Annotated in this window: 16 protein-coding genes; 11 read left to right on the top strand and 5 right to left on the bottom strand. The window is 57.6% G+C overall.

Translation table 11 applies throughout. The annotated features are described in order from the left end of the window. The first annotated feature begins 185 nt into the window (after positions 1-185). The 3 genes from DSM117340_RS02920 to DSM117340_RS02930 all read left to right on the top strand — a co-directional run bounded on the left by DSM117340_RS02920 (position 186) and on the right by DSM117340_RS02930 (position 4333). Positions 186-362, top strand: a complete 177-nt coding sequence (locus tag DSM117340_RS02920) for a hypothetical protein (RefSeq protein ID WP_177170610.1) — start codon at positions 186-188, stop codon at positions 360-362. Between the two features lie 62 nt (positions 363-424). Then, positions 425-1696, top strand: a complete 1272-nt coding sequence (lysA, locus tag DSM117340_RS02925; protein WP_089887716.1) for a diaminopimelate decarboxylase — start codon at positions 425-427, stop codon at positions 1694-1696. A 36-nt stretch (positions 1697-1732) separates the two neighbouring features. Beyond that, on the top strand, positions 1733-4333 hold the full coding sequence (locus tag DSM117340_RS02930; protein ID WP_245724344.1) for a TIGR02302 family protein: 2601 nt from the start codon (positions 1733-1735) through the stop codon (positions 4331-4333). Between the two features lie 7 nt (positions 4334-4340). On the opposite strand, the gene DSM117340_RS02935 is transcribed toward DSM117340_RS02930, so the two are convergent. Continuing rightward, on the bottom strand, positions 4341-5195 hold the full coding sequence (locus DSM117340_RS02935) for a zinc-ribbon domain-containing protein (protein ID WP_089887719.1): 855 nt from the start codon (positions 5193-5195) through the stop codon (positions 4341-4343). A gap of 164 nt (positions 5196-5359) precedes the next feature. Here DSM117340_RS02935 and DSM117340_RS02940 point away from each other — a divergent pair, with 164 nt between their 5' ends. Genes DSM117340_RS02940 through DSM117340_RS02955 form a run of 4 tightly spaced genes read left to right on the top strand, consistent with a single transcriptional unit; the run spans position 5360 to position 8274 of the window. Next, positions 5360-6037 carry an ATP-binding cassette domain-containing protein gene (locus DSM117340_RS02940; protein WP_089888933.1) on the top strand — a complete coding sequence of 226 codons (678 nt, stop codon included), beginning with the start codon at positions 5360-5362 and terminating at the stop codon, positions 6035-6037. Next, on the top strand, positions 6037-6948 hold the full coding sequence (locus tag DSM117340_RS02945) for a cell division protein FtsX (RefSeq protein ID WP_089887721.1): 912 nt from the start codon (positions 6037-6039) through the stop codon (positions 6946-6948). Before DSM117340_RS02940 ends, DSM117340_RS02945 begins: the two co-directional genes overlap by 1 nt. Further along, positions 6945-7673: a lysophospholipid acyltransferase family protein gene (locus tag DSM117340_RS02950; RefSeq protein WP_089887723.1), complete on the top strand. Its 729-nt coding sequence runs from the start codon at positions 6945-6947 to the stop codon at positions 7671-7673. Before DSM117340_RS02945 ends, DSM117340_RS02950 begins: the two co-directional genes overlap by 4 nt. After that, complete coding sequence (locus tag DSM117340_RS02955; RefSeq protein WP_089887725.1) at positions 7666-8274, top strand: pyridoxamine 5'-phosphate oxidase family protein; 609 nt, start codon at positions 7666-7668, stop codon at positions 8272-8274. The genes DSM117340_RS02950 and DSM117340_RS02955 overlap by 8 nt, the downstream gene beginning before the upstream one ends. Positions 8275-8281: 7 nt before the next feature. Here DSM117340_RS02955 and DSM117340_RS02960 read toward each other — a convergent pair whose 3' ends face one another. Both DSM117340_RS02960 and DSM117340_RS02965 read right to left on the bottom strand, forming a co-directional pair. Next, positions 8282-9400, bottom strand: coding sequence for a class II histone deacetylase (locus tag DSM117340_RS02960; RefSeq protein WP_089887727.1), 1119 nt, complete (start codon positions 9398-9400; stop codon positions 8282-8284). Between the two features lie 120 nt (positions 9401-9520). Further along, a complete protein-coding gene (locus tag DSM117340_RS02965; protein ID WP_089887729.1) occupies positions 9521-9763 on the bottom strand; it encodes a hypothetical protein in 243 nt (80 codons plus the stop codon). A 133-nt stretch (positions 9764-9896) separates the two neighbouring features. Here DSM117340_RS02965 and DSM117340_RS02970 point away from each other — a divergent pair, with 133 nt between their 5' ends. The 3 genes from DSM117340_RS02970 to DSM117340_RS02980 all read left to right on the top strand — a co-directional run bounded on the left by DSM117340_RS02970 (position 9897) and on the right by DSM117340_RS02980 (position 11478). Beyond that, positions 9897-10616, top strand: coding sequence for a M48 family metallopeptidase (locus DSM117340_RS02970; protein ID WP_089887731.1), 720 nt, complete (start codon positions 9897-9899; stop codon positions 10614-10616). A gap of 8 nt (positions 10617-10624) precedes the next feature. After that, complete coding sequence (locus DSM117340_RS02975; protein WP_089887733.1) at positions 10625-10987, top strand: YigZ family protein; 363 nt, start codon at positions 10625-10627, stop codon at positions 10985-10987. Positions 10988-11214: 227 nt separating this feature from the next. Next, complete coding sequence (locus tag DSM117340_RS02980; protein WP_089887735.1) at positions 11215-11478, top strand: DUF6455 family protein; 264 nt, start codon at positions 11215-11217, stop codon at positions 11476-11478. Positions 11479-11485: 7 nt separating this feature from the next. On the opposite strand, the gene rimO is transcribed toward DSM117340_RS02980, so the two are convergent. Further along, positions 11486-12856, bottom strand: coding sequence for a 30S ribosomal protein S12 methylthiotransferase RimO (rimO, locus tag DSM117340_RS02985; RefSeq protein WP_089887737.1), 1371 nt, complete (start codon positions 12854-12856; stop codon positions 11486-11488). 113 nt (positions 12857-12969) lie between these two features. On the opposite strand from rimO, the gene DSM117340_RS02990 reads away from it, so the two are divergent. Next, positions 12970-14892: an AsmA family protein gene (locus DSM117340_RS02990; RefSeq protein ID WP_089887738.1), complete on the top strand. Its 1923-nt coding sequence runs from the start codon at positions 12970-12972 to the stop codon at positions 14890-14892. Positions 14893-15006: 114 nt separating this feature from the next. Here DSM117340_RS02990 and DSM117340_RS02995 read toward each other — a convergent pair whose 3' ends face one another. Further along, a complete protein-coding gene (locus tag DSM117340_RS02995) occupies positions 15007-15513 on the bottom strand; it encodes a hypothetical protein (RefSeq protein WP_089887740.1) in 507 nt (168 codons plus the stop codon). Positions 15514-15525: the final 12 nt, after the last annotated feature.

Below are 15525 nucleotides of genomic sequence, written 5' to 3' on the forward strand. Positions count from 1 at the left end.
TTGGGTTTGAGCCTTATGATCTTGGTGGGTTGTGGTGCGGACGGTGAACCTTTGCGGCCCTCGGCGGCTCCGAGCGAGTCGGCCTCGCCAAGTGGTGTAAACGTGTCAGGCTATGCGACTGTTGGGGTTATCTATGAATAATTGGCATTCCTTGGCGGAATTCCGCTAGGGCCAGGAGAACCGATATGATCCGTTTCCTTATTGTTGGCATCAGTCTTTTGGCGCTGCCAAGCTGTGGCGCAGACGGGACGCCGATGCGTCCCACGGCAAGCGGAACTGTGACAGTGACCCCGAGTGGGGTCCACACGGGTGGCTCTGTGGGTGTGAGTAAAGGGCCAGTCAGCATCGGCATTAGCCTTTGAACAGGCTTGGCGCGCGGCTGCGTTTGCGCTAGAGCAGGCGCAATATAGCTTAGGGGCGCACAATGGACCATTTTCTTTACAATAACGGCGAACTTCATGCCGAGGATGTGCCGCTGAGCGCGATTGCAGCAGAAGTTGGGACGCCGTTTTATTGCTATTCGACGGCTACCTTGGAGCGTCACTTTCGTCTCTTTGATGAGGCATTGGCGGGCATGGAGCACCTTGTGTGCTACGCAATGAAAGCCGCATCAAATCTGGCTGTCCTCAAAGTTTTGGCGGATTTGGGTGCTGGAATGGATGTTGTGTCGGGCGGGGAGTACGCACGCGCGAAGGCTGCTGGTGTTCCTGGCAACAAGATCGTGTTTTCAGGTGTTGGAAAAACGCGTGATGAGATGCGTATGGCTCTCACTGGGGGCATACGACAGTTCAATGTCGAGAGTGAGCCCGAGATGGAGCGGCTTAATGCGGTTGCGCTGGAGTTGGGTGTGAAGGCGCCGATCACGATCCGCGTTAATCCTGACGTGGATGCCAAAACACACGCCAAGATTGCCACGGGCAAGTCTGAAAACAAATTCGGTATTCCAATTGCAAAGGCGCGAGCTGTTTATGCTCATGCCGCCAGCCTCAAGGGACTTGAGATTGTTGGAATTGATGTGCACATCGGCTCGCAACTGACCGAGCTTGAGCCGTTTCGACTGGCTTATGAAAAGGTCAAGGAACTGACGCTTCTGCTGCGCGACGATGGCCATGAAATCCGCCGCCTAGATCTGGGCGGGGGCCTTGGTATTCCTTACGAGCGCTCAAATACTGCGCCACCCTTGCCCACAGATTACGGCGCGATGGTGCGCGAGGTTCTGGGCGATCTGGGCTGTGAAATCGAGATCGAACCTGGGCGGCTAATTGCAGGCAACGCGGGTGTTTTGGTCAGCGATGTTGTCTATGTGAAGCAGGGAGAGGGGCGACAGTTCCTTATTCTGGACGCCGCGATGAACGACCTTATCCGCCCTGCTATGTATGATGCCTATCACGATATTGTCCCTGTGGTGGAGCCTGCGGCAGGGGCGGAGCCAGAGGTTTATGACATTGTTGGTCCCGTTTGTGAAAGTGGTGATACCTTTGCCAAGGGCCGCAGTATGACTGCGATGCGCGAGGGGGATCTCGTCGCCTTCCGCAGTGCGGGGGCTTATGGCGCGGTAATGGCCAGCGAATACAATTCACGTCCTCTCATTCCTGAAGTTCTGGTGAAGGGTGATCAATTTGCTGTCATTCGCGCGCGTCCGAGCTTGGAAGACATGCTTTCGCGCGATAGCATACCTGCGTGGTTGCAACGCTGAAGCGTGAGACAGCCGCAAACCTGACGGAGGCGCGGCTTGCCAGAGCAGACTAAAAAGCCTGAGCGGATTGATCTGAAAGATCAGGTCTTGCTAACCTATCTTGGCCTTTGGGCTGAGCGGCTTTGTATTGGGTTCTGGCCTCTTTGGTCCGCGCTTATAGCTTTTTTGGCCTTTATATTCTTAGGGTTGCATGAGGTTCTACCGCTTGAGCTTGTCTGGGGCTTTTTCGTTTTGTCGGCTTTTGGTGCATGTTTTGGCACGTGGTACGCGTGGCGTAGGTTTGCCCGCCCCAGTCGCGAAGAGGCACTAGAGCGCATCGACGCAAGTCTTGTCGGGCGGCCCATTCGTGCGGTGCGCGACAGGCAGGCGATTGGCGCAGGAGACGCAGCGTCTGAGGCGCTTTGGCGCGAGTATCAGCGTCGTATGATGGAAAAAATTCGAGTGGCGCGCGCGATTCCGCCGACGATCCGCCTTGCAGGAGCAGATCCTTTTGGCCTGCGTTATGTCGCGCTTTTGGCGCTTTCGATCGGGCTGTTGTTTGGGTCTGTTTGGCGGCTTGGAACAGTTGGTGAGATTGCTGGCCCAAGTGCAGGTGCTGCCAATGCCGCGATGGGGCCAAGTTGGGAAGGCTGGATAGAACCGCCTCTCTACACAGGGTTGCCGTCAATCTACCTCAATGATGCAACGGCCGACGTGCTTGAGGTGCCCAAAGGCAGCGAAGTGACCCTGCGCCTCTATGGAGCGGCGGGGGAGATCACGGTAAGCGAAACCGTTTCAGCGCAGCTTGGCGCAGTCACTTCAGTCGCAGCACCAGAGCAAAGCTTCGAGATTTTGCAGGATGGGAGACTCGAGATTTCGGGCACTGGCGATCGCTGGTGGGATATTGTTGCACGCCCAGATGCTGCGCCGTTTGTGGAGTTCACTGGGCCTGCAGAGACGGCTGCGGGGGGTGTCTTCTCAATGCCGTTTGAGGCAATGGACGACTACGGTATTGAGCGTGGTGAAGCTGTGATTGCGCTTGATATGGCGCTGGTTGACCGCCGCTATGGGCTTGCGCTTGAGCCTGAGAGCAATGAAACGCTGAGAGTTGTGCTGCCTTTGCCAGTGACTGGGGCACGCGATGACTTTGAAGAGACGTTGATGGAGGATTTCTCACAACATCCTTGGGCCAACTTGCCGGTGACAATCACATTAGCGGCTTTGGACGAGGCGGGCCAGATGGGCACGAGTGATCCCGTCGAGATCAATCTCGCGGCACGCAAGTTCTTCAATCCTTTGGCGGCTGCCGTGGTTGAGCTGCGCCGTGATCTGCTCTGGAACCGTGAAAATGCGCCGCGGATTGCCCAGCTTTTGCGAGCGATTTCCCACGAGCCAGATAGTCTTTTTAAGCGTGAGACCGATTATCTGCGTTTGCGCACGATTTTGCGGCGGATGGAGACCAAAGTCGCATATGGCGGATTGGATGATGAGACGGTTGCGGAGCTGTCTGGGGCACTTTGGGATTTGGCGCTCAATCTGGAAGACGGCAATCTCTCGGATGCACTTGAGCGGATGCGTGAAGCACAAGATAAGCTTGCTGAAGCGCTGCGCAACGGGGCCTCAGAGGAAGAAATCGCAGAGCTGATGCAGGAGCTGCGCGACGCGACAAACGAATACATGCAACAACTCGCCCAACAGCAGCAGCAAGAGCAGCAAGATGGCGAACAGGGAGAGCAGGGCGAAAGCATGCAACTCTCCCAGCAAGACCTGCAGGACATGATGGACCGTATTCAGGAGCTCATGGAGCAAGGCCGCATGGCTGAGGCTGAGCAGGCGTTGCGCGAGTTTCAAGAGATGATGGAGAATATGCGGGTGACCCAGAGCCAGTCTGGGCAAGGTGAAGGCCAAGAAGCGATGGAAGGGCTGGCAGAGACACTGCGCGAGCAGCAGGGCCTCTCGGATCAGGCCTTCCGTGACCTTCAGGAGCAATTCAACCCCAACGCCCGAGCCGGTGAGAGTGGCCAGAATGAAGGCCGCAACGGTGGCCAAGGTCGAGGGGAGCAACACGAGGGCCAAGGCGAGGGCGAGGGCCGCGCTGAACAAGGCCAAAATGGCTCAGGCGAAGAAGAGGGTGAGGGCCAAGGCGGGGCTCAAGAAGGCCAAACTCAGGAACAATCACTTGCCGAGCGCCAGCAAGCGCTGAGAGATGAGCTTTCCCGCCAAGCCCAAGGCCTGCCGCAGATGGGCGGCGAGGCGGGCGAAGCCGCACGAGACGCACTTGAAGGGGCTGGGCGCGCCATGGAGCAGGCAGAAGACGCGTTGCGCCAGAATGATTTGGCCGAGGCTATTGACCGTCAGGCCGAAGCGATGGAGCGCTTGCGTGAAGGGATGGATAATCTGGGTGAGGCAATGGCGCAAGCCAATGAAGGCCAAGAGGGACAAGACGGACAAAATGCCGAAACCGCTGGCCGCCAAAGCAGTGATCCCTTGGGTCGCAACCGCCGCGGCTTTTCAGGCGCTGAGGAAAGTATGGTCGGAGATGAAGACGTCTACCGCCGTGCCCGCGAGCTTCTAGACGAAATCCGCCGCCGCAGCGGCGAGGCGGGCCGCTCGGACACAGAACGTAGCTATCTTGAGCGGCTGCTCGATCGCTTTTAAGCAAGGTTTACTCGCTCGGAGCCGTCCCTTCAGGTGCGGCGCTTTCGGAGGCCATGCCATCAAGCATTTCCATGATGTTACGCATCTGACCATCTAGCCACAGGCGTGCGGCATTGACGCCTTCGACGTATGCCTCAAGGGCTGGGGCAACTGGGGGCAAGGCTTCGGCCAGTTGAGGGGCAAAAACATAGAGCGCAATCAGAACGACTGCGAGCAGGATCACCACAAGAAACCCAAGCCCAAAGCCGCTTTTTTGCTCGGTGGCTTCGCGAGACGCTGCAACTTCTGTCGCGGTTTTGCGACGCTCACTGTCTTTGCGCAGGGTTGAATTGATTTCGTCGATATCAGGCAGAACGCCCCGCCGCGAGCCGTTTGCGGCCATGGCGGCTGCGGCTTTGGCTTCACTTGGATCTTCACCGCGCATTCGAGCCATCCGGTCGCCCGCTTCGCGCTGGCGCCGAGAGATTTCATCATCTGGTTCCCCGATGCCCAGCTCTGGCTGTTCTTCGAGCGTACCTGCCTCGCGAGCGCGCGCTGCGGCCTCTCGGGCAGCTTCTTCGCGCAGAACATCACTGACTGAGGGATCAAGCTCGCGCCGGGGCGCTGGCTGTACTGGCGGTGTACTACGCTCAGGTTCTGTCACATTAGGAGGCGCTGGTGTGGGCTCGGGCTCTGGCGGGTTTGATACTTCAGGCGCCACGCGGGCTTCGCCCAGTTCTTCGGCCAATCCATCGTCATTTGAAGGGTGGTTCTGGAACCATGTGTCGCCACAGTTTGAGCATTGCACATCGCGCCCGTCCTGCGGGATCACTTCGTCGGGCACTTCATATTGTGCGCCGCAATTTGGGCATACAAGCCTCATTCCGCCCCCTTACTATCCCCAAACGAAAGACAAACATATTACCCCACCATAGGGGGTAAGCTTTTGCACGAAAAGGCCAAACACGCAAACGCGCAACGCGATTGCAACTTTCTCTGCTCTGGGGCATGGTCTGCCGCGTGCGCGCGCAAGGGAAGGGCGAACCTGTGATAGAGTTAACAGATGTGGCCTATAGCTACGGCGACGGCGAGCTTTTGGGCGATATGACCCTGAGTTTACCGACGGGGTCGTTCTACTTCCTGACAGGTCCGTCTGGCGCAGGAAAAACCACGCTTCTTAAGCTTTGCTATGGTGAGCTCTTGCCCACTGCAGGGCATTTGCGTCTGTTTGATCAAGACGTTCGCAGCCTTGATCGTGACGGGATCGCGGAGATGCGCCGCCGTATTGGTGTCGTACATCAGGATTGCCAGTTTCTTGATCACCTTTCTATCGCTGACAACATTGCTCTGCCGCTCACCGTTGCAGGGCACAGTTTGGCGGGCGAGCAGCAAAACCTTGCGGAGCTGATGAACTGGGTGGGTCTGCGCGACCGCGCTGATGCGCTTCCTCCTGAGCTGTCGGGCGGTGAACGGCAGAGAGCTGCGTTGGCGAGAGCGGTGATTATGTCGCCCGATGTGATCTTGGCTGACGAGCCGACGGGGAATATTGACTGGGAAATGTCACAACGCCTATTGCAGCTTCTTGTCGAGCTGAACCGTATGGGAAAAACAGTTGTTATTGCGACGCATGACATGAGTCTTATCCGTGCCGCAAAAACACAGGTCCAGTCGCGGGTGTTGCGGATTGCGGGGCGGCGGATTCAGCAGGCGGGGGCAGATCTCTGATGAGAAACGTCATCAATATCAATAAAATAACTGACTTTATTATTGGTGATGCACAGGCCGAGCGGGCCGTGCCGCCGACAGGGTTTACCGCACGGCTAACGCTGTTTGCGGCGGCCGTCATGGCTTTTCTTGCCGTGTTCGCACTGGCGCTTTCTGTTTCTGCGGGCCGCCTTTCAGAGCGTTGGGCAAGTGAGCTGGCGCAATCAGCCACAGTGCGCATTTCTGCTCCGCAAGGCCAGATGCAGGCTTCGACTGAAGCCGCGATTGAGGTTCTTCAAACCACGCCCGGTGTGGCCAGTGCACGACTGTTGAGCGATGCGGAGCAACGTAAGCTCTTGGAGCCATGGTTTGGGCCTGACATGCCGCTTGAGGCTTTGCCTATTCCACAGCTGATTGAAATTATTGAGAGCTCAGAGGGCCTTGACGCCGAGGCGCTCCGCCTACGCCTTCTGGGTGAAGTGCCTGGCGCTGTACTGGATGATCATGCACGCTGGCGCGCGCCTTTGGCGGCGGCGGCTGGGCGTCTGTCGTTTCTGGGGTGGTTCTCTATCATACTGATCTTTGCGGTCATGGGCGCGATGATTACACTGGCGGCCAATGCGGCGCTGGCGGCAAACGCGAAGGTGATCACTGTGATGCGGCTTGTTGGCGCGAAAGACGGCTATATCGCAAGTGCCTTTGTGCGGCGCTTCACGTTGCGCTCTTTGACTGGTGCTGCACTTGGCATGGTGCTTGGCGTGATTGCACTGCTGATTTTGCCGACGGGCGGCGGAGACGAGAGTATTTTGAGCGGCCTTGGGTTTAGAGGGGCAAGCTGGCTCTGGCCACTGGTGATACCGCTTCTGGCGGGGCTTGTGGCCTTTGCTGCAACTCAAGCGGCCGCGCGCCGCACATTAAAGGAGCTGCGCTGATGTTGGCTGTACGCTGGGTTATTTCGCTGTTCTTTGTGGTTCAGAACGCTGTGATGATGCTGCTGGTCGGGATTGTCTTTTTGCCTTGGGCGCTGGTGAGCTCAAAAGGTGCGCGGGCGGCGTGCAAATTCTATTGTATTTGGGTGCTCTGGACCGCGCGCTGGATGCTTAACCTGCGTCACGAAATTCGCGGCACACCGCCGTCGGGTGAGATGTTGATTGCCGCCAAGCACCAGTCCTTCCTTGATATCATCATGATTTTCAATGCGAGCCCTGCTGCAAAATTCATCATGAAGCGCGAACTCCTCTGGACGCCAGTGATTGGGCTTTATGCCTATCGGATTGGGTGTGTGCCTGTGAACCGTGGCAAGCGTGGTAAGGCGATCAAGAAGATGCTCCACGATGTTAAGTCAGGGCTGACAGCGGCGGGTCAGCTGGTGATTTACAGTCAGGGCACGCGCGTCAAACCAGGCGAAAAGAAACCCTATAAAGTTGGTACATTTGCGCTCTATGACCAGATGGAACAGGTCTGTATGCCTGTTGCGACCAATGCGGGATTGTTCTGGCCAAAGGGCACGATCATGCGCAAACCAGGTCTGGCTGTCGTCACGTTTTTGGAGCCGATCCCCGCGGGATTGGAGCAGGCCGAGTTTATGGAACGCCTTGAAGCAGAGGTTGAGGCGTGTTCGGATTCCTTGATGGCGGAAGCAGGGTTTAGTGGCTGAGTATGTCAAAAATATCAAAGAATTAGAGGCGCTTTACGGCGCGCCTGGAGTGGCTTCAATCCGCAAGGTGGCGCAGCAGATGACGCCGCTTTATCGCAAGTGGATACTCGCGTCGCGGTTCTGCATTGTCTCAACTGTCGGCCCTGAAGGGACAGACGGAAGTCCACGCGGGGACGATGGCCCTGTGGTTCAGGAGCTGGATGAGCACACACTTTTGATGCCTGATTGGCGAGGCAACAATCGGATGGATACGCTGCGCAACATCGTGGCGGATGGGCGTATATCGCTCCTCTTTATGGTGGCTGGGTCCAATACTGTTGTGCGAGTGAATGGCGCGGCGAAGGTGAGCATAGAGCCAGAGCTTTGCGCGCGGTTTGAGGACAGGGGCCGCCTTCCACGCTCGGTGATCGTGATCAAAATCGGTGAGATTTATACGCAATGTGCGCGCGCGCCGATGCGTGCAGGTCTTTGGAGCGCAGGTGACCAGAGTGCAGGTTTGCCCACCGCTGGCGAGATCCTTGCAGAGCAGACCGACGGTGAAGAAGGCGGCGCGACCTATGACGCTGATTGGGCCGCGCGCGCCGAAAAAACGATGTGGTGAGAGCGGCTTAGCCGAGGTGCTCTGTTACCATTTCATCAATTAACTCTGAGACAAACGCCGCTGCGCGTGCGCTCGGCTGGCGTGCAGCGACGACCTCGGCCATCGGGTCAGGGGCTGTGATTTGGCTACCAGACATCTCTTCCATGACTGCGTGGCCACAGAAGGGGACATAGGCCTCCGAATAGCCGCCTTCATGGGCCATCATGAGCTTGCCATCGCACAGCTCTTCGGCAGCTTTGACGACACGGCGGGTCATCTGTCGGAAGGTTTCTGCTGTGCAAAGTTGATGACCCAAAGGGTCAAATGTGCCCGCATCATAACCGCAGGCGATGATGATCACATCGGGCTTGAAGCGCGCGAGAGCCGGCAGGACGATCTTGTCCATTGTCTCAAGATAACTCGCATGGCCAGCGCCAGGCGGCAGGGGGATATTCATATTGTAACCAAGGCCAGCCCCGCGGCCTTTGTCGGCTAAGTGACCTGAATTAATGGGATAATTGTTTTCTTCATGGATGGAAATGGTCAGGACATCGTCGCGATCATAGAAGATATGCTCGGTCCCGTTGCCGTGATGAACATCCCAGTCGATGACGGCAAAACGCGTCGCAAGACCTTGCGCTTTTGCGGCTTCAATGGCGATGGCGAGGTTGGCCAGAAGGCAGAAGCCATTGGGCCAGTCAGGCAGGCAGTGATGCCCAGGCGGGCGGGACAGGGCATAGGCGTTTTTAAGCTTGCCCGAAAGCACATCACAAAGTGCGCTACGCGACAGGCCCGCAGACAGCGCAGCAATTTCATAACCGCCCTTGAGGAAGGGGGTGCGTAAGCCGAGCTCGCCACCATTTGCTGCGGAAAGCTCTTGGAATTTATGAAGAAAACCGAGCGGATGCACGCGTGCCAACTCTTCTTCGGTGCAGGGGGAAGCGGTCTGCATTGCAAGTTCTGCCGAGAGGCCCGTGACGTCCATCAAGTTTTTGAAGCGGCGTTTTGTTTCGGGCGCTTCGGGAAGGCCACCAGCAACAAGGGGTTGTACAAGCCCGCCAACAGGCAGGGTCAGCGCGTAATTCCCGCCGCCATGCCAGAATGTTTTTTCGTCCCAATAAAAGCCTGTTTTGCGGTCTGTGCCCATTTGCCTGCCTCCTGCCAATGTCTTGGGTCATTAGGACGAGGGCGGAACAAATTGGCAAGCGGCTAAAAGTGTCGTGACGGGAGGTTAAACTTTGAGGTTTAACAAACCTTAAACCAGCCGTTAGAGGTCTTTTTCGCGCACCAGAGAATAGACGCCTTCGGGCAGATCAAGGGCTGCGGCGAGGTCTTGAACCTGAGCCATGGAGAGGGTGATCTTTTCGGTTTTGTCTGTGCGCGGGTTGTATTGTTCCAGCGTGACACATTCGCCAAATGCATTGATCACAATGTCTTCGCCCAAGGGCGTAGATCCCTCATCGACAAGGGTTATGACCGTGCTGTCAAACTCGTGTTCTATTGAAAACATACCCCCAGAATAGGCGGATGCGCGCCACTTGCAAGGGCTTCGCTTGGCAGGGGGTCACAGCGGCGTGAAGGGGCTGGCGTGAGAGGGGTGTGCTCGCTATATTCTATTTCAGCAATTAAAGGCAGGCGGTGTGATGTCATTCATTAAAAAGGCTTTTTTCGGCGTTGCCTTGTTGGCTTTAGCAGCCTGCGATGTGCCGACAGAAACGAGCGCGCCAGCGCCTGTTGCAACGGCCCAAGCGCCTACTCCGTCACAGCTCAGTGGACGCCAAGCGGCGCGCCAGTTTGTCGGCGTTGTGGAGACAGTTGAGCCTGTGGCAGAGCGTGAGTGCCGAGCGCGCGCACCGGGGATGAACTGCGACTTCAAAATCGTGATTGATGACCGGCCAGGGCAACCTGTGAACGCCTATCAGACGCTTGATACATCAGGTCAGCCAATCATTGCTTTCACGATCGCTTTGATCGCTGATGTGCGCAATGCAGACGAGCTGGCCTTTGTGATGGGGCACGAAGCTGCGCACCATATTGCGGGCCATATCGCTCGCCAACAGCGCAATGCGCAGGCGGGAGCCTTGGTCTTTGCGGGGCTGGCTGCGCTTACGGGCGCTGACGCTCAAGTGCTCCAAAACGCTGGGGAAATTGGCGCTCAAGTAGGGGCGCGGACGTACTCCAAGGACTATGAGATCGAGGCGGATATTCTTGGCACGGTGATCACCAAAAAGGCGGGCTATGATCCTGTTCGAGGGGCGGCATTCTTCAGCCGTATTCCCGATCCCGGGGATCGCTTTCTTGGCACACACCCACCCAATGCGCAGCGCATTGAAGCGGTGCGCCGTACGGCCTCACAGCTTTAGCCAAGCCTGTGAACCAGCTTGACAATATCATCAGCGACAGAGGCTCGCGCTATTCTGTTTCAGGTGGCGTGGCTGAGACGCGCGAAGCGGCCGAGGCACTGCTTAAAGAGCTGAAACGCAACAAGAAATATGCCAAGGCGACACATAACACATGGGCGATGATCCTGCCCGATGGCACGCCACTCAAGTCAGACGATGGCGAAAGCGGAGCAGGTATGGTCATCGTGCGGATGTTGGAGCGCGAAGAGCTTTTGGGCCATGTGATCGTCGTGACACGGTGGTATGGCGGCAAGCATCTTGGGGGCGACCGTTTCCGTCATGTGCAAGATGCTGTCACGGCCTATCTCAGCGCTTTTTTCCGCGGCGGTTAACCTTTGAAAAGGGGCTGATTCTAGGGGGGTGAAAAGCGTGCACAACCCATGCACAACCCGTGCACCGCCTGAACGGGTTTTGAAATTCGGCTTAAAACGGGCTGTTTGTTAAGGCCGCGCGCGCTGATCGGCGGATAAACGCAACGTACGGTCGGTTTGCGCTATGTCAAAGATATCTTGGATTTGGAGGGCCAGAGTGTAGCTCTGATCTGAGAAGGACGATCTCTATGACGCTTGCAACTTCTGCTTATACTGCTCCGCTTGGAAATCCTGCGCTTCACTTTGAGCTCACCCGCTTGGCTGCCGCCAATATGGGCGTTTGTATGAGCACAGCCATGGCCTCGGGGGCTTTGGGCGTGAAGGACCACGCTGACATGATAACCCGCTGCCGTAGCTGTCCGTTTGCACAGGCGTGCATGGAGGCGCTGGCCGAAGGACAAGTGCCGGCGGAGTGCGGCAACCGCTCGCTGCTTTACGGACTGGCGGGGTGATCGGCGTTTAGAGCCGTCCCCACAAATCATACTCGCCTGCCTCATCAACCTCGACAGATACGATCTGGCCGACTTTGAGGGCTTCTGTGCCTTCGTCGATAAAGAGGTTCCCGTCGATCTCGGGCGCATCAGCTTTCGTGCGGCAGGTGGCGATTCCGTCTTCGTCGATGTCGTCAATAATCACATCCATGCGCTGGCCGACTTTGGCGGCGAGCTTGGCCTCGGAGATGGCTTGAGCCTTCTCCATGAAGCGCTCCCACCGCTCTTGCTTGAGCGCCTCGGCGACGTGATCGGGCAGGGCATTGCTGCGCGCGCCTGCGACGTTTTCGTATTTGAAGCATCCAACGCGGTCGAGCTGGGCTTCATCCATCCAGTCGAGCAGGGTCTGGAACTCTGCCTCAGATTCGCCGGGGTAGCCGACGATAAATGTCGAGCGTAGCGTGATGTCAGGGCAGAGGTCGCGCCACTCATTGATCCGGTCAAGAGTGCGCTCGGCGTGGGCCGGGCGGGCCATCCGCTTGAGCGTCTCGGGGTGCGCGTGCTGAAAAGGGATATCAAGGTAGGGCAGGATCAGCCCTTCGCTCATCAGCGGGATAATTTCGCGCACGGAAGGATAGGGGTACACATAGTGCAGGCGCACCCATGCCCCGAGCGATCCGAGGTCGCGCGCGAGCGTTGTGATCGGCTGTTCGGTGAGACCACGGCGGACATCATTTGGCCAGTCGGTGCCGTAGGCGGAAGTGTCTTGAGAGATCACAAGAAGCTCTTGAACGCCGTTTTCAACAAGCTTTTCCGCCTCGCGCAGAACGGCTTTATGGGGCCGAGAGGCCAGACGGCCCCGCATATCGGGGATAATGCAGAACTTGCACTTATGGTTGCAACCTTCTGATATCTTTAGATAACTATAGTGGCGAGGTGTGAGGCTCACACCAGAGGCTGGCAAGAGGTCAATAAAGGGGTCGGGGCTGGGCGGCACGACCGCGTGCACGGCATCCAGCACCTGCTCATATTGGTGCGGGCCTGTCACCGCGAGGATACGCGGGTGATGTTCGCGGATATAGTCAGGCTCTGCACCAAGGCAGCCAGTGACGATCACTTTGCCATTTTCGGCAAGCGCTTCGCCGATGGCGTCAAGGCTCTCGGCTTTGGCTGAATCCAGAAAACCGCAGGTGTTGACGATCACGGCATCGGCGCCTGAATAGTCCGGCGAGATCCCGTAGCCCTCGGCTCTGAGGCGCGTCAGGATGCGCTCGCTGTCGACCAGTGCTTTGGGGCAGCCAAGCGAAACCATCCCGATTGTGGGCTGGCCTTCACGGCGTGTTTCAGAAAGCTGGGCGCGGGCGAGATCTGGACGCAGATCGGGGGGATTTTGTGACATGACGCTCCTATAGCGGCTGAATTGCGCTTGGGGAAGGGGGCGCATTGGGCAAGATGATTGAAGCCTGTGGCGTGAGAGCATAGCCTTGGGCAAGTCAAAGGAGACGTCTTCACATGCGATTTTTGCGCTGGATTTTTATTGCTGTATTTTTGTTTGTTGGGTTTGCTGCTGCGGGCCTCATGCTTTTGCCAAAAGAGCGGATTGCCAAGGTGGCGAGTGCAGAGATGTCCAAGGCGCTTGGGCGTGAGGTTTTGATTTCGGGTGATATTGGATTGAGTGTCTGGCCCGTGTTGGGCGTGAAGACGGGGCCTGTGCAGATCGCTGGCCCAGAGTGGGACGCGGCACCTTTGCTCAAGGCTGAAGCGCTGAGTATCGGGGTGGGCGCGGCAGCGGCGCTCAAGCGGGAGATTGAAATCCGCCGTGTTGAGCTTGTCTCCCCCGAAATCAATCTGATCACGGCCAAGGACGGGCGGGTGAGCTGGGCCTTTGGCGAGAGCACAGAGGCGGCAGGCGCCACCGAGGGCAGCACGGGTGTGACGCCCTTTAGCCTTGCGCGCGCGACAGTGACAGGCGGGACAGTTTTGATTGACGACCGCCGTGCTGGCACGCGGGAAAAGCTCACTGGGCTGGATGTGGCGCTTTCTATGCCCAAGCTTGCAGGGCCTGCAACACTCAAGCTGAGCGGTTTGCGCGGTGGGGCGGCGTTGAGCCTTGAGGGGACTGTGGGCAATGCGCGTGACTTGATCGCGGGCAAGCTTACGCCTGTGACAGCGCGCTTTGAGGCTGCGGGCGGCAGCGCGCGCTTTGAGGGGCGTATGAGCCAAGCGCTTGAGGCCGAAGGACAGATGAGCTTGAGTACATCAAGCACCTCGACGTTTATGCAGAGCCTTGGGCTCGGCGCGGCAGAGCTGCCACGCGGCATGGGCCAAGCGATCGATATGACAGGGCAAGTCACGTTTTCGGGCGGAGAGATTGTGAACCTGCGCGGCATGACCTTGAAGCTTGATCAGAACACGTTGACGGGGGATGCGGACATTCGGCTTGGCGGCGCGAAGCCGCAGATCACTGCGAAGCTGGCGGCGGGGGCGCTTGATTTTGCGTCGCTCGCGGCCGAAGGGGGCAGCGGCGGCGGCGAGAGCAGTGCTGGCTGGAGCAAGACGACGATTGATGCGAGCGGGCTGGCGGCTGTGAATGCTGAAGTGAGCCTTGCTGTGCAATCGCTTGATGCGGGGATGATCAAGCTGGGGGCAAGCAGTCTGGGCGTGAGCTTGGACAATTCGCGGCTTGTTTTGAAGCTTCCTAAGGCGACAGGCTATGGCGGGCAAATCTCTGGCGAATTTGTGGTGAACAACCGTGGCGGGCTGTCTGTGGGTGGCAACTTGAACATTTTGCAGGCTGATGTGAAGTCGCTTCTTGTCGATCTGATGGGCGTTGAGCGGTTGTCAGGGAAGGGTGACGGGTTCGTTAAATTTCTTGGATCGGGGAGAAATCTGGACGCAATCATGAATTCGCTGTCGGGCAACGGCGGACTCGCTATGGCGGGGGGGACGATTTCGGGCTTGGACCTCAACGGGCTTATGGGCACTGGCAATGGCACCAAAGGCACGACAGTTTTTGACAAGCTCGGCGCGAGTTTTGACATCAAGGCAGGTGTCTTGAGCAATGACAATCTGAATATGACGCTGCCGCGGATCGCTGCGACGGGCAAAGGCGTTGTGGGCCTTGGCGCCCAGACGATCAACTACGTGTTTACGCCCGTAGCGCTGAAGGCCAGCAGCGGCAAGGACTTGGCCTTTCCTGTCAAGATTTATGGGCCTTGGAGCAACCCGAAGATTATTCCTGATCTGAGTGCTGCGATTGATCTGAACTTCAAGGAGAAGAAGGAAGAAGTGAAGCAAAAGGCCAATGACGCGATCAAGAAAAAGGTGGAGCAAGAGCTTGGTGTGAGTGTGGGCGAGGGGCAGAGTGTGGAAGATGCTGTGAAGCAGGGCGTCGAAGACAAGCTGAAGAAAGAGTTGTTCAAGATTTTTGAGTGAAGCGTTTTGGGGTTCGAATTGCGCTGCGCGCAATCCGATCCGCTGGGGGACCAGTCCCCCAGACCCCCTGGGATATTTTTGAAGAGAAGAAGCTGTGGGGGAGGCTTTTGAGGGTTAGCCGCGCGGGAGGGCGAGCGTTGTTGTCGTGGATTGGAGCGCGTCTGCGCTATCGGGTTCGATGCGCATAAGAATGATGCCCCAGTTGTTTGTCTCGGTCTGCGCTGTGAAAGCGCGGTGGAGATCCCAGTCGAGTGGATCGGTGTGCTCGGAGAGCTCCGGAAGTTTGGCGGCTATGAAAGCGACGATACTGGCGACGGCAGTGTCGCGTTGGGCCTCTGTCATCAGGCGTGTGGCGTCTTTGACTTCGCAGATGTCACGGCTTTGAATGGCTTGCAGGCCTGCGCTATCGAGGCGGGTGATGCGCTTTTCGTTTTTCACAAGGGTTGCAAACGGATCTGAGCCGCTTTGCGCTTTGGCGAGGCGGCTCACGCAGTGATTTTCAAAGAGCGCGAGGTAGGCGCTTGCGGGATCGGGCGGATGGGCCGTTTGCCAGAGTGCGCGGCCAGATAGGCCAAGCCCCAAGACAAGGGCTGCCGCAAAGGCAATACGGCTTGGTTTCATCCGCCCTGTTTC

The sequence above is a fragment of the Lentibacter algarum genome (assembly GCF_040580765.1).
Classification (GTDB): domain Bacteria; phylum Pseudomonadota; class Alphaproteobacteria; order Rhodobacterales; family Rhodobacteraceae; genus Lentibacter; species Lentibacter algarum.